The sequence below is a fragment of the Kineococcus rhizosphaerae genome, from assembly GCF_003002055.1.
Classification (GTDB): Bacteria; Actinomycetota; Actinomycetes; order Actinomycetales; family Kineococcaceae; genus Kineococcus; species Kineococcus rhizosphaerae.
Window position 1 is genome coordinate 423,477 of the sequence record NZ_PVZF01000001.1, and the last position, 21,272, is coordinate 444,748.

16 protein-coding genes are annotated in these 21,272 nt (G+C 75.2%); 4 read left to right on the forward strand and 12 right to left on the reverse strand.

Annotation, left to right across the window (positions count from 1 at the left end; translation table 11 throughout):
* The first annotated feature begins 14 nt into the window (after nt 1–14).
* The 4 genes from CLV37_RS02145 (at nt 15) to CLV37_RS02160 (ending at nt 5,983) form a co-directional block, all read left to right on the forward strand.
* Nucleotides 15–1,091 carry a 3-oxoacyl-ACP synthase III gene (locus CLV37_RS02145; protein WP_106206477.1) on the forward strand — a complete coding sequence of 359 codons (1,077 nt, stop codon included), beginning with the start codon at nt 15–17 and terminating at the stop codon, nt 1,089–1,091.
* The gene (locus CLV37_RS02150; protein ID WP_211298302.1) at nt 1,088–3,763 is read left to right on the forward strand and encodes an alpha/beta fold hydrolase; all 2,676 of its coding nucleotides are present in this window, start codon (nt 1,088–1,090) and stop codon (nt 3,761–3,763) included. Before CLV37_RS02145 ends, CLV37_RS02150 begins: the two co-directional genes overlap by 4 nt.
* Nucleotides 3,760–4,737, forward strand: a complete 978-nt coding sequence (locus tag CLV37_RS02155; RefSeq protein ID WP_106206479.1) for an NAD-dependent epimerase/dehydratase family protein — start codon at nt 3,760–3,762, stop codon at nt 4,735–4,737. The genes CLV37_RS02150 and CLV37_RS02155 overlap by 4 nt, the downstream gene beginning before the upstream one ends.
* 97 nt (nt 4,738–4,834) lie before the next feature.
* A complete protein-coding gene (locus tag CLV37_RS02160; protein WP_425433601.1) occupies nt 4,835–5,983 on the forward strand; it encodes an App1 family protein phosphatidate phosphatase in 1,149 nt (382 codons plus the stop codon).
* Between the two features lie 363 nt (nt 5,984–6,346).
* On the opposite strand, the gene CLV37_RS02165 is transcribed toward CLV37_RS02160, so the two are convergent.
* The 12 genes from CLV37_RS02165 to CLV37_RS02220 form a co-directional block, all read right to left on the reverse strand.
* On the reverse strand, nt 6,347–8,134 hold the full coding sequence (locus tag CLV37_RS02165; RefSeq protein ID WP_106206481.1) for a diguanylate cyclase domain-containing protein: 1,788 nt from the start codon (nt 8,132–8,134) through the stop codon (nt 6,347–6,349).
* 147 nt (nt 8,135–8,281) lie between these two features.
* Nucleotides 8,282–8,533, reverse strand: coding sequence for a carbon storage regulator CsrA (gene csrA, locus CLV37_RS28950; RefSeq protein ID WP_106206483.1), 252 nt, complete (start codon nt 8,531–8,533; stop codon nt 8,282–8,284).
* A gap of 140 nt (nt 8,534–8,673) precedes the next feature.
* Complete coding sequence (locus tag CLV37_RS02175; protein ID WP_106206485.1) at nt 8,674–8,916, reverse strand: hypothetical protein; 243 nt, start codon at nt 8,914–8,916, stop codon at nt 8,674–8,676.
* Nucleotides 8,913–9,644, reverse strand: a complete 732-nt coding sequence (locus CLV37_RS02180) for a flagellar brake protein (protein WP_106206487.1) — start codon at nt 9,642–9,644, stop codon at nt 8,913–8,915. Before CLV37_RS02180 ends, CLV37_RS02175 begins: the two co-directional genes overlap by 4 nt.
* Before the next feature lie 51 nt (nt 9,645–9,695).
* A complete protein-coding gene (locus tag CLV37_RS02185; protein ID WP_146149260.1) occupies nt 9,696–12,065 on the reverse strand; it encodes a hypothetical protein in 2,370 nt (789 codons plus the stop codon).
* Nucleotides 12,043–14,097: a flagellar biosynthesis protein FlhA gene (flhA, locus tag CLV37_RS02190; protein WP_106206491.1), complete on the reverse strand. Its 2,055-nt coding sequence runs from the start codon at nt 14,095–14,097 to the stop codon at nt 12,043–12,045. The genes CLV37_RS02185 and flhA overlap by 23 nt, the downstream gene beginning before the upstream one ends.
* A 241-nt stretch (nt 14,098–14,338) precedes the next feature.
* Nucleotides 14,339–14,728 carry a response regulator gene (locus tag CLV37_RS02195; RefSeq protein WP_106206493.1) on the reverse strand — a complete coding sequence of 130 codons (390 nt, stop codon included), beginning with the start codon at nt 14,726–14,728 and terminating at the stop codon, nt 14,339–14,341.
* Between the two features lie 88 nt (nt 14,729–14,816).
* A complete protein-coding gene (locus tag CLV37_RS02200; RefSeq protein ID WP_106206495.1) occupies nt 14,817–16,667 on the reverse strand; it encodes a sensor histidine kinase in 1,851 nt (616 codons plus the stop codon).
* The gene (locus CLV37_RS02205; RefSeq protein WP_146149261.1) at nt 16,664–18,955 is read right to left on the reverse strand and encodes a GAF domain-containing sensor histidine kinase; all 2,292 of its coding nucleotides are present in this window, start codon (nt 18,953–18,955) and stop codon (nt 16,664–16,666) included. The genes CLV37_RS02200 and CLV37_RS02205 overlap by 4 nt, the downstream gene beginning before the upstream one ends.
* A 148-nt stretch (nt 18,956–19,103) precedes the next feature.
* Complete coding sequence (locus CLV37_RS02210) at nt 19,104–20,186, reverse strand: EscU/YscU/HrcU family type III secretion system export apparatus switch protein (protein ID WP_106206499.1); 1,083 nt, start codon at nt 20,184–20,186, stop codon at nt 19,104–19,106.
* Nucleotides 20,183–20,989, reverse strand: a complete 807-nt coding sequence (locus CLV37_RS02215; RefSeq protein WP_106206501.1) for a flagellar biosynthetic protein FliR — start codon at nt 20,987–20,989, stop codon at nt 20,183–20,185. Before CLV37_RS02215 ends, CLV37_RS02210 begins: the two co-directional genes overlap by 4 nt.
* Nucleotides 20,990–20,993: 4 nt before the next feature.
* Nucleotides 20,994–21,272: a flagellar biosynthetic protein FliQ gene (locus tag CLV37_RS02220; RefSeq protein WP_106206503.1), complete on the reverse strand. Its 279-nt coding sequence runs from the start codon at nt 21,270–21,272 to the stop codon at nt 20,994–20,996.

Below are 21,272 nucleotides of genomic sequence, written 5' to 3' on the forward strand. Positions count from 1 at the left end.
GATCGGGGAAGCCCTTGTTCGACCCTTCCAGCTCCGACGCTGCCTCCGCGCACCGCGTGGGGTCGCCCTTCCAGGGGAACTCGACGTTCGCCCCGGCCAACGCCGCGCTGTTGTCCATCTCGCACGTCGAGGCGCCGGTGGTGGTGCCGTCCTCGCACTTCGACGAGGTGCTGGCCCCGACGCTGGAGCGGTTGCGGCTGCGGCCGGGGCTGCTGGAGAAGGTGGCCGGGGTCCGCGAGCGCCGGTGGTGGGCGCCGGGGCAGAAGGCCTCGGACGTGGCCGCCGAGTGCGGGGCGAAGGCGCTGTCGGAGGCGGGGGTCGACGCCTCGCAGGTCGGGATGGTGATCTCGACGACGGTGACGCGCCCGCACCTGGAGCCGGCGGTGGCCACGAGCGTGCACCACGGGATGGACCTGCCGACCTCGGCGCTGAACTTCGACATCGCCAACGCGTGCCTGGCGTGGGTGAACGGGGTGCAGGTGGCGTCGGCGATGATCGACGCGGGGATGGTCGAGTACGCCGTGGTCCTGGGCGCCGAGGACGTGCGCTCGATGCACGAGGGCACGGTGGCGCGGCTGCAGCGCGAGGGCATCACGCGCAAGGACTTCCTCAACGAGTTCGCGACGATGACGCTGGGCTGCGGTGCGGCGGCGGCGGTCATCGGCCGGGCGGACCGGCACCCGGAGGGGCACCGGATCGTCGGCGGGGTCTCGCGGGCGGGCACGGCCCACCACGAGCTGTGCATCGGGGACATGAACCACATGCGCACCGACGCCAAGCTGATGCTGACCGAGGGCATCGAGATCGTCGTGGACGCCTTCGAGGCCGGGGACGCGCTGTGGGGGTGGCGGGAGGCGAAGAAGTTCGTCATCCACCAGATCTCGCGGGTGCACACCGAGACGCTGGTGAGCCGGATCGGGGTGGACCCGGCGAAGGTGCCGATGACGTTCCCGACGTGGGGCAACGTGGGTCCGATCTCGCTGCCGATGACGCTGGCGAAGTCGGCGCCGGAGTTCTCCCCCGGCGACAAGGTCATGGCGATGGGCGTGGGCTCGGGGCTGAACACGGCGATGCTCGAGCTGGCGTGGTGAGCGCGGCCCTCCCCGACACCTCCTCCCCCTCCCCCGCGGTGGTCCTGCCCGCGGTGCGTCCGCCGGCGGACCTGCCGGGCTGGGACCCGCGGTGGTCGCGGCTGGTGCGGGCGCGCGACCACGCCGGGGTGGAGCGCACGTGGCACGTGCTGGACACCGCCCCCGGGGCCGGGGACGGCGACGTGGTCGGCACGTTGCTGTGCGTGCACGGCAACCCGACGTGGTCGTACCTGTGGCGGCACCTGGCGAGCGCGGCGTCGGCGGTGCAGCTGGGCTGGCGCGTGGTGGCGGTGGACCAGCTGGAGATGGGGTTCTCCGAGCGCACGGGCACGACCCGGCGCCTGGCGCAGCGCGTCGAGGACCTGGCCGGTCTGGTCGAGGCGCTGGCGCTGTCGGGCAAGGTCGTGGCCGTCGGTCACGACTGGGGCGGGATCGTCGTGTCGGGCTGGGCGGCGACGCACCCGACGTCGGTGGACGTCACCGGCCTGGTCGTGGCGAACACGGCGGCGAGCTGGCCGGCGGACGCGGGCGCGCCGGGGGTGCTGAAGGCGGTCCTGGCGCCGGGGGTGCGGCGGTGGGCGACGTCGGGCTCGGAGGCGTTCTTGCGCACGACGCTGGCGTTGCCGCGACCGGCGCTGCCGGCGGCGGTGAAGGCGGCGTACCGCTCGCCGTACTCCTCCAAGGCCGAGCGGGCGGGCATCGACGCGTTCGTGGCGGATGTGCCGGTGGGTGCGCAGCACCCGAGCCGGGCGGCGCTGGACGCGGTGAGCGCCGGGATCGGCCGGCTGGCCGCGGCGGGGGTCCCGACGCTGGTGGCGTGGGGCCCGCGGGACCCGGTGTTCGGCGAGTGGTTCCTGCGGGACTGGCGCGCGCGGGTGCCGCACGCGGACGTGCACCGCTTCGAGGGCGCCTCGCACCTGACGCCGGAGGACCCGGGGTTCGCGGACCTGGTGCTGCGCTGGCTGGACGCGCGCGTCCTGGACCCGGGGGTCGGTCAGGACGCCGGCGCCGCGCCCGCCCCCGGGCCGGACGTGCCGCCGATGTGGGCGGCGTTGCGGCAGCGCTCGGGCGACGCGCGGGTCGCCGACGGTCCGGCCGTGGTGGAGATGCGCCCGGACGGGTCGTCGCGGGCGGTGTCGTGGGGGCTGCTGGCCCGGCGCACCGAGGAGCTCGCGGCGGGGTTCGCCGCGCGCGGGGTGCGCGCCGGGCAGCGGGTGTCGCTGCTGGTGCCGCCGGGCGCGGACCTGACCGCGGCGCTGTACGCGCTGCTGCGCCTGGGGGCGGTGGCGGTCGTGGCCGACGCCGGGCTGGGGGTGCGCGGGCTCTCGCGCGCGGTCACCGGCGCCGGGGTGGACTGGGTCGTGGGTGTGCCGAAGGCGCTGCTGGCGGCGCGGGCGCTGCGCTGGCCCGGGCAGCGGGTCGCCGTCGCCGAGCTCGTCGCGATCGCCGAGCAGGGCGCGGCGCGGCTGGCCGCGGGGACCGCGCTGCCCGCCGAACCGGGGCCGCAGGCCGAGGGGGCCGTGCTGTTCACGTCGGGCTCGACGGGACCGGCGAAGGGGGTCGTGTACACCCACGGCCAGCTCGCGCAGCTGGCGCAGGCCATGGGCCGGGTCATCCGGATCGGGCCGGGGCAGCCGCTGGTGTCGGCGTTCGCGCCGTTCGCGCTGTTCGGGCCCGCGCTGGGAGCCACGTGCGTGGTGCCGGCGATGGACGTCACGAAGCCGGCGACCTTGACGGCGAGCGCCCTGGCGGACGCGGTCGCGGCGGCGGCGGCGACGTCGGTGTTCCTGTCCCCGGCGGCGGTGGTGAACGTGCTGGCCACCGCCGGCGGCCTCGACGGGGCGCAGCGCGCGGCGCTGGGCACAGTGACGACCCTGCTGTCGGCGGGGGCGCCGGTGCCGACGCCGCTGCTGCAGCGGGTGCGTGAGCTGATGCCGCTGGCCGACCCGCGGACCCCGTACGGGGCCACGGAGGTGCTGCCGGCCACGGACGTGGGCCTGTCGGACATCCTCGACGCCGGTGAGGGTGAGGGGATCTGCGTGGGCCGGCCCGTGGAGGGCGTCACGGTGGCCCTGGCGCCGCTGGACGCCGACGGCCGGGCCGGGGCGGAGCTGCTGACGACCCCGGGGGTCGTGGGTGAGGTCGTCGTCGGCGGTGAGCACGTCAAGGACCACTACGACCAGTTGTGGGGCACGCAGGCCGCCAGCGTCGACGTGCGGCCCTCGGCCACGCTGCTGGGTGCGGTGCGTGCTGGGCGCTGGCACCGCACGGGTGACGTCGGGCACCTCGACGAGCGGGGCCGGGTGTGGATCGAGGGGCGTCTGGCGCACGTGGTGACCACCGCCGGGGAGGTCGTGACCCCGGTGGGTCCCGAGCAGCGCGCCGAGCGCGTGGCGGGCATCGCGCGGGCCGCGTTCGTGGGGATCGGCCCGCGCGCCGCGTGCCAGTTCGCGGTGGTGGCCGAGGCGAGCGATCCGGTGCGCCGGACCACGGTCGCCGATCCGGTGCTGGCGCAGGCGGTGCGGGTGGCCACGGGCCGCAACCTGGCCGCGGTGCTGCTGGTGCCGGCGCTGCCGACGGACGTGCGGCACAACTCCAAGATCGACCGGGTCCGGGTCCAGGCGTGGGCCGAGCGGGCCCTGGCGGGCGAGAGGGCCGGGAGGCTGGCGTGAGGGTGCTCGTGACCGGGGCCAGCGGGATGCTGGGCCGCGAGACGGCGCGCGCGTTCGCCGCGCGCGGGGACCGGGTGCGCCTGCTGCAGCGCCGGCCCGCGGGGCTGGCGGGGTTCGAGGAGGTCCTGGGCTCGGTCACCGACCCCGACGCGTGCGCGCGGGCCGTGGCGGGGATCGACGCCGTCGTGCACCTGGCCGCGAAGGTGTCGGTCACCGGTCCGCACCCGGAGTACGTCGCCACGAACGTCGACGGCACCGCGAACCTGCTCGAGGCCGCCCGGGCCGCGGGCGTGCAGCGGTTCGTCATGGTGTCCTCCCCCTCGGTCGCGCACGCCGGGTCGGCGCTGGTGGGGGTGGGCACCACCGCGGCCGACCCCGACGCCGCGCACGGGTCGTACGCGCAGACCAAGGCGCGGGCCGAGCTGCTGGCCCTGGGCGCCGACGCGCCCGGGTTCGCGGTGTGCGCGGTCCGCCCGCACATCGTCCTGGGTCCCGGTGACACGCAGCTGGTCCAGCGGATCGCCGACCGGGCCCGGGCGGGCCGGTTGCCGCTGCTGGACGACGGCACGGCCCTGATCGACACCACGTACGTCGACAACGCCGTGGACGCCCTGGTGGCGGCCCTGGACCGGTGCATCGACGAGGGGGTGCACGGGGAGGCGTTCGTGGTGACCAACGGCGAGCCGCGCACCGTGGCGGAGGTCTTCGCGCGCATCTGCGCCGCGGCGGGTGTCGCGGCACCGACGCGGCGGGTCCCGTCGGCGGCCGCCAAGGTCGCCGGCGGTCTCGTCGAACGCGTCTGGACCCGTTTCGCGCTGCCCGACGAGCCGCCGATGACGCGGTTCCTGGCCGAGCAGCTGTCCACGGCGCACTGGTTCGACGTCTCCCGCACGCGGCAGCGGCTGGGCTGGTCCCCGCGGGTGCCGCTGGACGAGGGCTTCAGCCGCCTCGCCGGAGGGTTCGCCGCCCGTTAGGGTCGAGCAGGTGATCAACGGGCCGGCCCTGACCCGGGCGCAGCGCACGCAGCGGCGGGCACGACGGGTCGAGGAGGCCCGCCGCGACCTCGTCGACCTGCGCGGGGACCTCGCACCCCGTCCCGGCGAGCACGGCCTGCACCGGGCCGCGCGCGTGGAGGACGCCGTCAAGGGCCTGGCCGGGTCCCGGTTGCGCCGGCGCGGGTACCACGCCCGGGCCCTGGCCTACCCCGGGTACGGCGGTCCCGGCTGGGTGCGCGTGTTCGGCCGGGTCCTGCTGGGCCGGGAGGACACCCGTGAGGAGAGCGCGCGCGACCAGGACCGCACCCTGCGCGGGTGGCGCAACTTCCTGACCGTCCCCGTCGCCGGGGCCGAGGTCACCGTCCGCATCGGCGGGCAGGAGCGGCTGGTGCGGACCAACCGCGAGGGCTACGTCGACGAACGCGTCGACATCGACCTGCCCCCCGGGGTCCACGAGGTCGTCCTGACCGTCGGGCCCGAGGCGCCGCAGGGGGCCGAGCTGCCGCCCGAGGTCGAGCTCGTGGAGGACGACACCGAGGGCGGGGCGGAGATCCCGGCGGCGAACGCGGTGCGGCACAGCGGGTCCGCGCGCATCGTGGTCGTCGGTCCGGACCCGGTGACCGGGTTGCTGTCCGACATCGACGACACGGTCGTGGTGACCCGCCTGCCGCGGCCGCTGGTGGCGGCGTGGAACTCCTTCGTCCTGGACGAACGGGCCCGGGTGCCGGTGAACGGGATGGCCGAGCTGTACCGGCAGGTGGTGGCCGAGAACCCCGGCGCGCCCGTGCTGTACCTGTCCACCGGGGCGTGGAACGTGGCCCCCACGCTGTCGCGGTTCCTGCAGCGCTCCGGCTACCCCGAGGGCCCGATGCTGCTCACGGACTGGGGCCCGACGAACACGGGCTGGTTCCGCGACGGCGCCGCCCACAAGCGCGAGTCCCTGGCGCGGCTGGCGCGCGAGCTGCCGCAGGTGCGCTGGCTGCTGGTCGGCGACGACGGCCAGCACGACCCCCGCACCTACGCCGAGTTCCTCGCCGCCGCCCCCGAGCGGGTCGCCGGCGTCGGCATCCGGCGCCTGACCCCGGCCGAGCAGCTCCTGGCCGGGGGGCACCCGCTGTCGGCCCCGGCCACGCCGGAGCACTCCCCCGTGCCGTGGGTCACCGGTGACGACGGCTACGAGATCCTGCACCGCTGGTACCGCGCCGGCGTCCTGCGCGCACCCTGAGCCGCCCCCGCGGGCACGGGTGCTGGACGCGCGAAGGCCCCCGTCCGGACCGGACGGGGGCCTTCGGCCGGCGAGGCCGGATCAGAGCCGGGTCAGAGCTGGGTGCGGCGCGGGTTGGCGACCGTGGTCAGCTCGGCGGCCTCGCGCACGTCGATGACGACGTTCTCGGTGGTGGTGTTCTCGTCCATGTCAGACCTCCAGGAGTTCGGACGGTTGCCGGTGCTTCGACCGCAGACGACGTTGTCCTCACCTGTCGGTGAAGGGTCTCGCTCAGGGTAACGAGCACCCGCCGCAGGGGGGATCCCCAGGTACGGCCGAACGGGCGTGACCTTCATCACCCCGCTCGGACCGGGCCCGGTGGGCTCAGTCGACCCGCCAGCAGGCCCGGCCGGCGGCCTTGGCCCGGTACATCGCGCGGTCCGCGGCCCGCAGCAGGTCGTCGGCGGCCGCCGCGCCGTCGGTGCGGGCCGCGCCCACGCTGGCCGTGACGGTGACCGTGCGGGCCCCCAGGTCGACGGGGATGGTGATCCGCTCGCACACCCGGGCCGCGATCGCGGCCAGCGCCTGCGCGTCGGGCACGTCCTCGCAGACCAGCACGAACTCGTCCCCACCGATGCGCGCGGCGGTGTCCCCGGCGCGCAGCAGCGAGCGCAGGCGGTCGGCGACGTCGCGCAGCAGGGTGTCGCCGGCGGCGTGCCCGAGGGTGTCGTTGACCTCCTTGAAGTGGTCGAGGTCGACGAACAGCACCGCGCACCCGCCGCCGCGGCGCTGGGTGCGCGCCAGGGCCGTGCCGAGCCGGTCCTCGGCCCGGGCGCGGTTGGGCAGCCCGGTCAGCGGGTCGTGCAGCGCCGCGTGCTCCAACTGCTCGGCCTCGCGCTTGCGGGCGGTGATGTCCTCGACGAAGGCCAGGAACGCCGGCTCCCCCGTGCTGGTGGACGTCAGCGACACGGTGATCTGCGCCCACACCACCCGGCCGCTGGGCAGCTCGTAGCGCCGTTCGCGGTGCACGACCTCCTCGGTGCCCTCGACCAGCGCGGACAGCTGCGCGTCCGCCAGGGCCTGGGCGTCCTGGCCGGCGGCGAGCTCGGCCTCGGAGGGCACCGGGTCGACGACGTCGGCCGCCAGGGCCCCGACGAGCTCGGCCGGGTCCCGCTCGAGGAACGTGCACAACGCGACGTTGACCTCGTGGACCCAGCCCTCCAGGCCGAACAGCAGCATCCCGACCGGGCCGCGGGCGAAGATCTCGTGGAAGCGGCGTTCGGAGCCGGCCAGGGCGTCCATCGTGGTGATGGTCTCGGTGAGGTCCTGGGCGATGCCCACGACCCGCAGCGGGGCGCCGGCGACGGTCCGGTCCGAGACGGTGGAACGGGTGTGCACCCACGACTCCTCACCGTGCCCGCCCAGGACGCGGTAGGTGCACTCGACGATCTCGCCGGGTGCGGCGTGGCGCAGGGCCTGCACGGCGCGCGCGACGACCGGGACGTCGTCGGGGTGCACGGGCGCGGTCGGCGCGTCGCGCTCGACGGGCGGCAGCCCGAGCAGCGACCCGGCGCCGGTGTTCGTCCACTCCACCACCGACTGCCCGAGGTGGATGCGGTAGATGGTGTCGGGACTGGCCGCGATGACGGCCTCCTGCCGGGCCAGCAGTGTGCGCAGGTTCGCGGCCGCGGCCCGGTCGGTGGTGACGTCGTGGACCAGCAGGACCACTCCCCCCGTCCCGTCGGGGCTCAGGCGCACCTGGGCGACCAGCAGCTGACCGTCGGCGCGGGCGAGGTCGACGTCCACGTCCAGGTGCACCCCGGGGTGGGTCCCGGGGTGCTTCTCGGAGTGCTGAGCCTCCTGCAGGTGCTGCACGACGGCCAGCAGGTCCGCACCCGACGGCGCGGCGGCCGACAACGACGGCCTCAGGGCGGGGTCCAGCACCGTCCGCTCGTCCCCGGCGTCCAGGCTCAGCCCCAGCCACCAGCCCAGCCGGTCCAGGCCGACCAGGGCGGCGCGGGGTTCGCCGAGCACCCGGGCCAGGCCGGCGGTGGCGTGGCTCGTGCGTCCCTGCGCGTCGATCAGGAGCAGGGCCACGCCGGCGTTCTCCACGGCCGAGGCCAACCGGTCCGCGGGCAGGACCTCCGACGTGCCGACCCGCGCTGCCGCCATCGTCGTCCTCCACCGTTCGTCCGCTGCGACGGCCGCACGCTCCCGCGCGGCTCCTGCAGGTGGTCTCGGACCGGCGGCGGGGGTCCTTGAGGCCCGTGGGGCTGAACAGGTGAGACGTGCCCGCCGGTGGCTGCGGGCGGGACCGACTTACGGGGTGGTCTCCGGGGCACCGGCGCGGCGCACGATCCCCTGCAGGGCGGAGATGGCCTCCTCGGAGGCCGCGGCGGCGGCGATGTTGGACTCGCGCACGGCCTCGTAGACCTCCTGGCGGTGGACCTGGACGTCCCTCGGGGCGTCGATCCCGACCCGGACCACGTCCCCCCGCACCTCGAGGACGCGCACCACGACCTCGTCGCCGATGACGACGGACTCCCCGGCCTTGCGGGTCAGGACCAGCATGCGACCAGTGTAGGTGACGAACCGTGTCCAGCCATGTCGTTCGCGTTACAGATGTGGCGGGTGGCCGAGGACGCGGCGACGCCCGCCCCCACCTGGGAGGACGGGCGTCGGCAGCGGGCGTCGGCAGGCGCGGACGGGGTTCAGAGGTCCCCGCGGCGGCGGCCGGCGACGGGTCCGGTCTCGGCCTCCTCCGGCGCCGGGTGGGCGGCCTGCTCCTGGTAGGGACGCACGACCCGGCGCAGGACCTGAGCGGCGACCGCGGTCACCACCAGCGCCAGGACCAGGTGCAGCAGCGCGGTGTCGACCTCACCGGTACCGCGCACCGCGGCCAGGATGGAGGGTGCCGACAGCACCAGGCTGACGGCCAGCACGATCGCGGTCATCGGTCGCCTCCACGGCGTTGGCGGATCTGGGTCTGCATCACGTAGCGGCGCAACCGGTCGGCGGCGGGCACCGGGTCGCTGAAGGCGACGACGACCTCGAGGTGGCCGGGGTCGAGGGCGTTCAGGGAGCGGACGATCTGCCCCGGCTGGTCGACGGGGTACCCGTCCAGGTCGAAGTGGACCCGGGCCAGCCGGCCCAGCCGCATCCAGCTGCCGGCCGGCACCGACAGGGCCGAGCCGCCTTCGGACAGGTCGACCAGCTGGGCGAGCACAACGGGTTCGTCCTCGGCGCCGTCCGGGCCGGGCTCGGCGGCCAGCGGGTCACCGGCGACGGGCACGATCCTCGCCGGCCCCAGGGCCGGGACACGGGCGTAGCGGCGTCGCTGTTCGACGACGACGTCGCTGCACGGGGCCAGCTCCCAGGCCGGCACCCGGCGGCGCACGACCTCGGCGATCAGGAACTCCTGCCGGCTCTGCCCGCGCTGACCGGCCCAGCAGACCGAGACGGCCAGTCCGGGCGCCACGACCTGCAGGTCGCCGCGGAAGCTGGGGGCGGCGACCACCAGACCGGCCTCGGAGGTGTCCTCCACGCGGGTCGGGACCCGCACGAGGTCACCTCCGAGGAGGTCGGGCAGCTGCACCTCCACCCACACCCGGTCGTTCAGGCCGGGCCAGTGCGCCGGGGCGGGACGGGTCAGGGCCGAACCGGCGGTGGCACGTCTGGCCATCGGCGCTCGTTCTCCGGGATCTGTGCGACGGTCACGGGCAGAGGGCGGGGATCAGCGCAGGCCGGGGTCGCCGGCGGCGTCGAGCAGCAGCCCCGCCCAGGCGCCGGAGGTCGCCGGACGGCCGTCGAGGAAGCCGACGGGGACGTCCAGGGACAGCACGTCCAGCGGGTCCGGGCTCTCGGCGGCGCGGTGCACGGCCAGGCGACGGGCCGGCAGGCCGACGCCGTCCAGAGCGCGCAGCAGGCTGGCCACGGCGTGGCTGCGGCGGGTGGCGTCGACGCACACGACGACGGAGGCGGCGCCGACCTCGGCGGCCATGCGGGCCGCGCGCTCGGCGTCGGCGCCGGTCGGACGGGCCGGGATGGCCACGGTCAACGGTGCGCTCCAGCGACGGGCCTGCTCCTGACGGGCGGGCAGCTCGTCGGCGGTGACCGTGTTCTGCACGTCGGCGCGGCCCAGCACCAGGGGCGCCTCCGAGCCGACCTCGTCGGCGACCAGCAGCGCGGCCGCGACCACCGCGTCGGCCTCGCCGATCACGACGACCAGTTCACCGGCCCCGACGCGCAGCGGCGCGGGGACGTCGATGTCGCGGGCCAGGCGCAGCACGTCACCGGTGTCCTGCGGCTCGCGGTACGACACGCGGGAGGGCGCCTGACGCTCACTGTAGGTGGACACGGGTTCACGGTAAGTCAGATCCATGGTCATCGCCTCGTTGTCGTTCGCGCTTCGGTCGGTTGCACGTTCTGCTCCACGCTCGGGGAGGCGCTCGCGCTGGGGCTGGCTGCGCGCGACGCGCTCCTCCTGGCGCTCGTAGTCCTGCGGCGCGTACGGCTGCTCGTAGGTCTGCTCGTAGGTCTGCTCGAGAGCGTCGTAGTCGTGGGCCCACTCACGGCGGTCGGTCTCGAACCGGTCGCCGAACTGGTCACCGAACTGGTCGGCGAACTGGTCCTCGACGGCCGCGGGGCGGCGCAGTTCCGGACGACGGGCGGGGCCGCGGCCCTGGGCGGTCGCGCCGTTGGGAGCACCGAACTGATCGGACACGCGTTCCTCCGGAGTGCGAGCGGGACGTGCCTCGGGACGGCCCTGACGAGGACGGACGGGGCGGTCCGAGGTCGTCACGGAGCGTACATCAGCCGTTACTCCAGTCGCAGGGGTTCGCGTGGCGCCCGACCGCATCGAGGCCATCGTCCGCGCGAAGGAGTCGCTCTCGGTCGAGATCGGCCGGTGCGGGCGCACCGCGCGCACCTCGCGCACCTCGCGCACGGGGGCCTGCTGGCCGGCGGCGAACATCGCCCCGAGGCGGTCGGTGCCCTCGGCGGCGTCGGCCGCGGCCAGGACGTCACCCAGCGAGCGGGGCGCGGCCTGCTCCATGCGCTCGGCCTGCCGGCGGCGGACCTCGGCGGTCCGCTGCGCCCGCTGACGCTCGGCGTGGGCGCGCTCGGCCTGCTGACGCTCGGCCTGCTGACGCTGGATCAACTGCTGCTGCATCCGCTCCTCTTCCAGGGCTCGTTCTGCGGCCTCGCGCTCGCGGGCGGCACGCTCGACCTCGGCGCGCTCGCGGGCGGCGCGCTCGGCCTCGGCACGCTCGGCCAGCACACGCTCGGCCTCGGCACGCTCGGCCAGCACACGCTCGGCCTCGGCACGCTCGGCCTCGGCGCGCCGGCGTTCGGCGAGCTCGACCTCCGCACGCTCAGCCTCGGCACGCTCAGCCTCAGCCTGCTCGATCTCGGCCTGCGCCTGCTCCAGCAGGTCGTCCTCGAAGGCGACGACGGCCTGCTCGGCCGCCTCCTGCGAGGTCGGCTCGGCTTGAGCGGTGTCACCCGTTTGCGCGATCACGACGGGGTACTCGGCATCCGCGGCCGGAACCTTGAGCCCGCCCTGCGCGGCGCCCTCACCGGTCGTCGGCGCGGTCGTCGGCCCGGTGGCCGACCCCGAGGCGCGCAGCACCTCCAGCAGCCCGGCACGGGCGGCTTCGAACTCGTGCGCCTGCTCGTCGGCGGCGACCTCACCGGCGACCTCACCGGCGAGCGCCGGGGCGCTCGGGGCGCTCGGGGCGCTCGAGGTGTCGGGACCGGTGGCGCTGCGGGCGGTGCTCTCGGCGGCGTCGGCGGCGGCGAGCAGGGCCTCGAAGTCGAGGGCCTCGCGCTGCTCCAGGCCGTCGGTGGCGGTGGTGGGGTCGGGCAAGGACTCTCCCGTGGAGTGGTCGGTGCGGGTTTCGGGGCCGGTCTCGGTGCCGGTGGGGGCGCCGGCGCCGTCCATCTCGACGGTCACCTCGTAGCGCTCCTTGCTGAAGAAGCCGGCGACGCCTCCGGAGCGGATGCGCTCGGCGCGCACGACGCGCGCGGCGCTGCCGTGCTGCTCGCGCACGGAGTTCAGGAGTTCCTGCAGGTCAGAGCCTTCAAGAAGCAAGTGCATGGACACCGCTCACCGATCCAACCGTCTCGATCCGGGGGTGGTTGCTCACGTCGTCGTAGGACAGGACGTGCAGGCGGCCCACGGCCACCTTCAGCAGGCGGCGCAGCGGGGCGCGCAGCGGGGGTGCGCACACCAGGACCGCGCTGATGCCCTGCCCTTCGGCACGTTCGAGGCAGGAACTTGAGCCGGTCACCAGGTGCTCGGCGGTCAGGGCGTCCAGGGCGAGGCTGGCGCCGATCTCCCCGGGGCGCAGGGAGTCGGCCAGCTGCTGCTCCAGGAGCGGGTCCAGGGTGATGACGTGCAGGACGCCGTCCTGCTCGTGGACGGCCGCCACGGCCGGGCCCAGGGCGCGGCGGGAGGCCTCCACGAGCCCGTCGAGGTCGGAACCGGCCTTGGCGCGCAGGGACAGCGCCTCGAAGATGCGCGCCAGGTCCCGGATCGGGACGGCCTCGTCGAGCATGGCCTGCAGGACGCGCTGGACCTCCCCGAGGGTGAGGACGGCGGGGGTGAGCTCGTCGACGACGGCGGGGTGGGTGCGCTTGAGGGCCTCCACGAGCGACCGGACGTCCTCGCGGGACAGCAGGCGCGGGGCGTGGGTGCGCACGAGCTCACCGAGGTGGGTGATGAGGACGCTGGCGCGGTCGACGACGGTGGCGCCGGTGAGCTGGGCCTGGTGGCGCAGCTCGGCGGGGATCCACTTGCCGGCCAGGCCGAAGACGGGTTCGACGGTGCTGCGGCCGGGCAGGCCGTCGAGGTTGTCGCCCAGGGCCAGCACCTGCCCGGGCGGGGCCATGCCGCGGGCCACCTCGACGCCGGAGATGCGCACCGCGTAGGTGGACACGGGCAGGTCCAGGGAGTCGCGGGTGCGCACCGGCGGCACGACCAGGCCCAGCTCCAGGGCGATCTTGCGGCGCAGGGCGCGGACGCGCTCGAGCAGGTCGCCGCCGCCGGAGGTGTCGACGAGGTCGACCAGGTCGGGGGCCAGGACGACCTCCAGGGGGTCGACGCGCATCTCCTCGAGGAGGTTCTCGGCGGCCTCACCGGGGTTGACGGGGGCGGGGGCCAGCTCGGCCAGCGCGGCCTGGCGGGCGGCCGCCTTGTCGCGCTTGGCGATGCGGGTGGAGGCGTAGATCGCGGCGCCGCCGACGACGAGGAACGGCAGCTTCGGCATGCTGGGGATCAGGGCCAGGACGACGAGGGCGCCGCCGGCGATCTGGAAGGCCAGCTTCTGCGAGGACAGCTGCTTGATCGCCTCGGAGCCCATGTCACCGGCGCCGGTGGAGCGGGTGACGATGAGGCCGGTGGCCACCGACAGCAGCAGCGCGGGCACCTGGGAGACCAGGCCGTCACCGATGCTGAGCAGCGCGTACTTCTGGATGGACTCCGCCGGGCCGAGGCCGTGCTGGACCATCCCGATGGCGAAGCCGCCGATGAGGTTGATCAGCATGATGATGATGCCGGCGATGGCGTCGCCCTTGACGAACTTCGAGCCACCGTCCATGGCGCCGTAGAAGTCGGCCTCGGCGGTGACGTCGGCGCGGCGCTGTCGGGCGGTGGCCTCGTCGATGAGCCCGGCGTTGAGGTCGGCGTCGATGGCCATCTGCTTGCCGGGCATGGCGTCGAGGGTGAAGCGGGCGCCGACCTCGGCGACGCGCTCGGCGCCCTTGGTGATGACGACGAACTGGATGACGACCAGGATCAGGAAGATCACCAGGCCGATGACCAGCGATCCGGAGATCACGAAGTGCCCGAAGGCCTCGATGACCTTGCCGGCGTAGCCGTCGGACAGCACCAGCCGCGTCGAGGCGACGTTCAGGCCGAGGCGGAACAGGGTCAGGACGAGGATCAGCGAGGGGAAGACGGAGAAGTCCAGGACCCGCTTGACGAACATCGTCATCAGCAGCGCCACGAGCGAGAGCGTGATGTTGAGGGCGATGAGGAAGTCCAGCAGCGCCGCCGGCAGGGGCACGACGAGCAGCAGGACGATGCCGACGACCCCCGCGGGGACCACCAGTTGCGAGAGGTTCGGAAGTCTCACTGCACCGCCTGTCGATCTCGGGCACCCGTTCGGGCGTCACTCGTCCAGCGGCCCGTCCGTGGCCCCGCTTCAGCCTTCCTGGCTACGCCCTCCTTCGGCACCCGCGGCGGTGTCCTTTAACGCACCCGTCCGGGTGACGGGCGCCCGCGCCACCCGTGTCGCCCCGTGTCGCCCCGGGAACGCACGGACCCCGCTCCCGCGCAGCGGGAACGGGGCCGGGAGGACGGGCGGGTGGGCCGCTTCACCAGCCGGCGGCGGCCTCGGCGGTGCGCGTCAGGGCCTTGTCGATGGCGCCGGCGAGGGCGCTGACCACGAACGGCTTGGTCAGGTAGAGGGCGCCGAGCTCCTCACCGGCGGCGATGTCCTCGGGGCGCACACGGGCGGACAGGAAGATCGCGGGCAGGTCGGCGTGCTCGGGCTGGGCGCGCAGGGTGCGCAGGACCTCCAGGCCGGTCATGCCGGGCATCGCGACGTCCAGGACGACGACCTCGGGGGCCCCGCGGTCGGCGATGACGGCGAGCGCCTCGGGGCCGGAGGGGGCGGACACGACGCGGTGGCCGAGTCCTCGCAGCCGCAGCTCCACGAGCTGACGGATGTCGGGGTCGTCCTCGACGACCAGCACTCGGGCCATGGGGGTCCTCCTGGACCTGGTGGGGGGACGGGGAACGGACGCGGTGGGAGCGGTGGCGTGGTGGGCTCCCCCGGCCCATCGGCCGGGCTCAGCCGGTGCTGAGCCGCTCGCGCAGCCCCGGGTCCCGGGCCGCGGCGACGGGGAACGTGGCCCGCAGGGTCGCGCCGCCGCCGGGGGTGGGCTCGGCGACGATGCGCCCGCCGTGGCGCTCGACGATGCGCTGGCAGGTGGCCAGGCCGATGCCGTGCCCGGCCCGGCGGCCTCGTGCGTCGTCGGTGGAGGGGCCGGCGGTGGGACCCGCGGAAGGGTCGGCGCAGGGGTCCGCAGCGGGGTCGGCGGCGGAGGTGAACATCCCGAAGACCCGGTGGCGGTGGGCGGGGTCGATGCCGCGGCCGTTGTCGACGACGGCCAGTTCCCAGCCGCCGGGCCGGTCCGCGACGCGGACCTCGACGCGGCAGGGGCGCCCGGGGTGGCGGTAGCGCACCGAGTTGCCCACGAGGTTCTGCAGCAGCTGGCGCAGCAGGACGGGGTCGGCGCGGACGTGGGCGGCGGTGCCGGCGCCGTCGAGGCCGGTCTCGGTGTAGGCGATCTCGACGGCGCCGGCGGCGGCGCCGAGGTCCTCCACGACGTGGGACAGCACGTCGCGCACGGCGACGGGCCTCGCGGCGAACCCGGTGGAGTCGGCGCGGGCGTGCTCGAGGACGGCCTCGATGAGGCCCTGCATGCGCCGGGCGGCGCGCAGGGCGGTGCCGGTCCAGGCCGCACCCTGCGCGCCGAGGGCCTCGGCGTGGACGTCGAGGACGAGTTCGAGGTAGCCGATGACGGAGGTCAGCGGGGCCGCGAGGTCGTGGCTGGCGACGGCGGCGAGGTTGGCCAGGTCGTCGTTGGAGCGCCGCAGCCGCTCCCCCGCCTCCTCCAGCGCGTGGATGCGGGCCCGGTCGGCGGTGATGTCCTGCATGGCGACGACGGCCCCGATGACGGCGCCCGCCTCGTCGTGCAGGGCGCGGCCGGTGCAGGTGACGCGCACCGGGTCCGCGTCCCGGGGGGCGATGACGATCTCGACGCCGCGGACGTCCTCGCCGGCCAGGGCGCGCGCCAGGGGCACGTCGGCGGCGGCCAGCGGGGTCCGGCCGTCGGCGGCGTGCAGGCCGTAGGCGCGGGCGTGCTCGGTCGAGGGCATCCGCGGGTCGGGAGCCAGGCCGTGGATGCGGCGGGCGGTGGGGTTGAACACCGTCAGGGAGCCCCGGGCGTCGCAGGCCACGACGGCGACGCCGACGGAGTCGAGCAGGGCGGCGGTGAACTCCTCGCGCGTCTCCAGCTCGGTCAGGGTGTGCTGCAGCAGGTGGCGCTGCTCCTCGACCTCGGCGACGAGGTGGGCCTGGTCGCGGTGGCGGCGGCGGCGTTCGAGCAGGGCCATGACGACCCCGGCGAGGTCGCGCAGCCGCTCGACCTGCTCGGGGGTGAGGGTGCGGGGGGTGGAGTCGAAGACGCACAGGCCGCCCAGGTGGTGCCCGTCGGGGGTGATCAGGGGCGCGGAGGCGTAGAAGACCACCTCGGCCAGGCGGCCGTCGACCCACGCCGAGTCGCCGTAGCGGGCGTCGGTGCGGGCGTCGGGCACGACGACGACGTCGGGGTCGCCGAGGTTGCGGGCGCACAGGGACTCCGAGCGCGCGCAGTCGCCGCCGACGAACCCGACGGCCGACAGCTGGCACTGGCGCTGGGAGTCGATGAGGTTGACGGTGGCGGTCGGCACACCGGCCAGGGCGGCGGCGATGCGCACGACGGCGTCGAGCTCGGGGTCGGCGGGGGTGTCCAGCAGGTCGTAGCCGTGCAGGGCGGCCAGGCGCAGGACCTCCACGCCGGGCGCGGGGGTGCCCGGGCCCGCGAGGAGGCGGGGGACGCGGTCGGCGGCCGGGGTGTGCTGGCGGGTGCTGGTCATGCGCGGGCGCCTCCGACGCCGGGGTCCTCGGGGGTGTCGGTCGAGGTGTCCATCGAGGTGTCGATCGAGGTGTCGGTCAGGGTGAGGGTGAGCGTGGCGGTCGTGCCCTGGCCCTCCTCGGAGTCCAGGTCGATGCCGCCGCCGTGCAGACGGACCAGGTCGCGGGCGATGGTCAGACCCAGGCCGGTGCCGGGGACCTGCAGGAGGGCGGCGTTGGAGGCGCGGGCGAACCGCCCGAAGACGGCGCCGACCTCCGTGGACGGGATGCCCATCCCGTTGTCCTGCACCACGATGCGCACGTTGCGGAGGTGGCGTTCGACCCGCAGGCGGACCAGGGACCCGGCCGGTGAGAACTTCACGGCGTTGTCGACGACGGCCAGCAGGGCGCGGTGCAGGTGGTCGCGGTCGCCGTGCACGCGCAGGCCGGTGAGCTCGTCGGGGGGTGTGGTGCAGCGCACGGTGCCGCCGCCGCGGTGCCCGGCCGGGGAGCCGGACCCGACGGCGGCCAGGACGCCGGTGACGAGGTCGGCGACGGTGGTCTCGCCGGGCACCGCGACGGTGGGGGCCGACTCCACGCGCGAGAGCAGCAGCAGGTCCTCGATGAGGGCGCGCAGGCGTTCGGTGTTGCGTTCGACGATGCCCAGGACGGCGGCGACGTCCTCGCCGACCTCCCCGACCGCGCCGTCGCGCAGGAGCTCGAGGTATCCGGAGATGGACGTCAGCGGCGTGCGCAGCTCGTGCGAGACGGTGGCCAGCAGGTCGGACTTGACCGACTCGACGTCGCGCAGCTCCCCCAGGAGCCGTTCCTGGGCGCGGTAGAGCCCGGCCAGCACGAGGGCGCGGGCGAGGTCGACGGCCACGGAACGGACCAGTTCGACCTCCTGGACGGTCCACTCGCGGGGCCCGGCGGCGTCGACGAGGGTCAGCAGCCCGTGCGGGCTGTCCCCCACGCCGATCGGCACCAGCAGCAGGGCCCGGGCGTCGCAACCGCGCAGGAAGGCGTCCAGGCCGGGTGAGCGGCCCGTCAGCGGGCGGGTGTCGGGGACGGCGTAGACGTCTCCGGAGGCGTGCAGCTGCCCCAGCCAGGCCCGGGAGTCGTCGAAGGCGGCGCTGACGTCGGCCGCGACCCCGGCCCCGGCCCCGGTCAGGGGGGCCAGGGGGCTGGCGGCCCACTCCCTGGCCACCGGCCCCAGGCCCGCGTCGTGGCCGGAGAGCTGCACCCCCGGCGGCTGGAGCATCCGCACCCAGACCCGGGCGAGGCCCAGTTCCTCGCCCAGGCGCGTGACCGCGACCTGCAGGGCGTCCTGGGCCACGAGCTGGTCGCGGACCTCGCGGCCGATGTCGCCGGCGAGGCGGTGCAGCCGGGCCGACTGCCCGGCGGCCTCCAGCAGCAGGTCGTTCTCCCGGGCCAGGTCGTTGACGGCCAGGGCGACGGCGCGGACCTCGGCCGGCCCGCGGGTCGGGTCGGCCTGGACCTGCGCCCCGTCCCGTCCGCCGTGCTGGGCGTCGAGGACCTCCACGAGGGCCCGCAACGGCTCCACCAGGGCGCACCGGGTCCGCCGGCCGGCACCGACGGCCACCGCGAGCGCCGCGGCCATGGTCAGGACGGTGAAGGCCAGGGCGCCGTAGCGGACCCGGTTCTCGGTGGTGGTGGCGTCGTGGCGCTGGTGGCGCACGAGGGCGTCGAGGCGCTCGTTGGCGTCGCGCACCTCGGCGAAGGCGGCGGCCTGGGCGGCGGCGCCGGCGGTGTCGGCCGCGCCGCGGTCGGGGTCGGTGAGGGCGATCCAGCTGTCGATGAGCCGGGACTGCTCGGCGAAAAGGCTGCGCTGCAGCGGGTCGGTGAGCAGCGCGTCGACGCGGGCGCGCCGCGCGGGCAGGGCGGCGACGGCGGCGGTCCAGGTGGTCGTGCCCCGGGGCCGGTCGGTGTCGTGCCGGTCGTGCCGGTCGTGCTGGTCGCGCACGGCGGTGTCGGCGTCGGTGAGGGTCAGCTGCAGGCCGGCGTTGGCGGCTTCGAGGCCGCGCAGCTGGGTCTCGCGGGCCCGGGAGGAGCCGGTGACGAGCAGGCCGCCGGCGCCGCTGAGGCCGACGAGGAGCAGGAGGGCGAGGACGCCGCCGAGGACGCGGGTCAGGCGGGCCCCGACGGAGGTGGCCGCGGCGGCGGCGGCGCGTTCGTCGGTGCGGCGGCGGGTGCGGCCGTGGGCGGCGGCGGCGCTGCGCAAGGCTCCCGGCTGGGGCGTGGGCTGGGGCAGCAGCCGCGCGAGGTGCTCGCGGGCGCCGCTGTCGCGCACGCCGTGCTCGTCCGGCGCACCCTGCGCCTCACCCGGTCGGCCCACGCTGTTGCCATCGGCGGCCCGGGTACCGACCTTGAACGGGGCCCCGGGTGGACCGTCGACGCACCGGAGCTCCGTCCCGGTGCGTCGACGGTCCCGCGCGGGATCAGGCGGGGACGGTGTGCGCCTCGCCGAAGGCGGTCAGCGACCCGCGGCTGCGCAGGCTCATGACGAAGGCCAGGACCTTGGCGACGGCGGCGAAGAACTCCGGCGGGATCTCCTGGCCGACCTTGACGCCCTTGTACATCGCGCGGGCCAGGTCGATGTCCTTGACGAGCGGGACGTCGTTCTCCTTGGCCTTCTCGCGGATCTTCGAGGCGATGGCGCCGGCGCCCTTGGCGACGACCTTGGGGGCGCCGCTGCCCGGTTCGTAGCGCAGGGCGACGGCGATGTGGGTGGGGTTGACCAGCACGACGTCGGCCTTGGCGACGTCGGCCATCATCCGGTTGCGGGACATGGCCATCTGCTTGGAGCGGATGGCGCCCTTGAGCAGCGGGTCGCCCTCGGCGTTCTTGTGCTCCTGCTTGATGTCCTGCTTGCTCATCTTCAGCTTCTTCATCACGCGGCGCCGGCTCATGGCGTAGTCGGCGGCGGCGATCACCAGGCCGATGAGGACGGTGACGGCCAGCATCCGGACGACGGCGGCCTTCGTCATGGCCAGGACCGCCGTCGTGGACAGCAGGCCCTGCCCGATGAGCTCGGGGGCCAGGTCCTTGACGACCATCCACACGGCGCCGCCGATGACGATCGTCTTCAGCAGCGACTTGGCGCCCTCCCAGACCGCCTGCGGACCCCAGTGCTGCTTGAACCCGTTGACGGGGTTGAGGTTGGAGAACTTCGGCTTGAGCTTCTTGGGCGCCGGGCGCAGCGTGCCCTGGGCGGCGCCGGCGACGACGACGGCCAGGACGGTGGCGACGGCCAGGGGGCCGAGCACGGTCGGGATGCCGGCGAAGGTGTCGGTCAGGACCCTCAGCGCCCGGCCCGGTTCGGGGTGGGCGGCGACCTCGGCGATGCGGCCCAGGGTGCGCTGCCCCAGCGTCTTGCCGGCCTCGATGGTGTGCGGGATCGTGAGCGCGCCCGCGCCGGTCGACAGCCAGGCGCCGACGTCGCGGGAGAACGGGATGTTGCCCTCGTCGCGCGCCTCCTTGAGGCGCTTGGCGGTCGGCTTCTCGGTCTTCTCCCCGCTCACCCGCCCTCACCCCCGCCCACGTCCGGACCGGCGAGGGGGGTGACCATTCGCACGATCGTCTCGCGGGCGGTGTCGGCGAGGTCGCCGACGACACCGGGCAGCAGGGAGAAGGTGAAACCGGCCAGGGTGAGGGCGATGAGGATCTTCACGGGGAAGCTCATGGCGAACACGTTCAGCGCCGGTGCGACGCGCGAGAGCAGCCCGAGGCCGATGTCGGTGATGAACAGGACCGCGATGAGGGGGGCGGCGATCTGCAGGGCGGACAGCACGAGCTGGCCGACGCCGTCGGTGAAGGTCCGCGCGATGGTGCCGGGGTCGACGCCGGCGTCCAGCGGCAGCACGTCGTAGGAGCGGAAGAAGCCCTGCAGGATGAGCAGGTGGCCGCCGGTGACGACGAGCAGCGCCGTCGTCGTCCACGCGTACAGCTTGCCGAAGATCGCGGTCTGGGTCTGCATCAGCGGGTCGTAGGCGCTGGCGAGCTGGAACCCGCCGAACAGGTCCAGCATGTCGCCGGCGGCCTGGACGGCGGCGAACAGCAGGGCCACGAAGGCGCCCATGACGACCCCGACGAGGGCCTGCTGCACGACGGCGGTGATGAGGGCGCCGGGTTCGACGGCGGGCACGGTGTCGCGCAGCCGCAACGCCACGGGCAGGGCCATCGCCACCGACAGCAGCGCCTTGACCTGCCCGGAGACGGCCTTGTTGGCGAAGGGGGGCGCGAGCATGACGAACGCGGCGGCGCGCACCGAGGCCAGCAGCACGGCCACCAGCAGGTCGAGGGGGACGGCCGGGACGCCTTGCACGCGCTCAGCCGCCGTGGGTCAGCAGGGAGGGGATCTGCTCGTACAGCGCGGTGGTGAAACCCGTCGCCTCGTGCAGCATCCACTTGCCGCAGATGACGATGGCCGCCCCGACCGCGACGGCCTTGGGGACGAACGCGATGGTCTGCTCCTGCAGCTGGGTGACGCTCTGGAACAACGAGATGCCGAAACCGACCGCCAGGGCCGTCAGCAGCATCGGGGCGCACAGCTTGGCGGCGAGGACGAGAGCGGTCATCCCGATGTGGATGACGGTCACGTCGGTCAT

What these genes read in the sequence shown, in the direction of transcription:
- CLV37_RS02180 (WP_106206487.1), bottom strand. Translation starts at nt 9,644, where the DNA reads ATGGCCAGACGTGCCACCGCCGGTTCGGCCCTGACCCGTCCCGCCCCG.
- csrA (WP_106206483.1), bottom strand. Translation starts at nt 8,533, where the DNA reads ATGCTGGTCCTGACCCGCAAGGCCGGGGAGTCCGTCGTCATCGGCGAC.
- CLV37_RS02195 (WP_106206493.1), bottom strand. Translation starts at nt 14,728, where the DNA reads ATGGCCCGAGTGCTGGTCGTCGAGGACGACCCCGACATCCGTCAGCTC.
- CLV37_RS02175 (WP_106206485.1), bottom strand. Translation starts at nt 8,916, where the DNA reads ATGACCGCGATCGTGCTGGCCGTCAGCCTGGTGCTGTCGGCACCCTCC.
- CLV37_RS02165 (WP_106206481.1), bottom strand. Translation starts at nt 8,134, where the DNA reads ATGGCGGCAGCGCGGGTCGGCACGTCGGAGGTCCTGCCCGCGGACCGG.
- CLV37_RS02200 (WP_106206495.1), bottom strand. Translation starts at nt 16,667, where the DNA reads ATGACCAGCACCCGCCAGCACACCCCGGCCGCCGACCGCGTCCCCCGC.
- CLV37_RS02220 (WP_106206503.1), bottom strand. Translation starts at nt 21,272, where the DNA reads ATGACCGACGTGACCGTCATCCACATCGGGATGACCGCTCTCGTCCTC.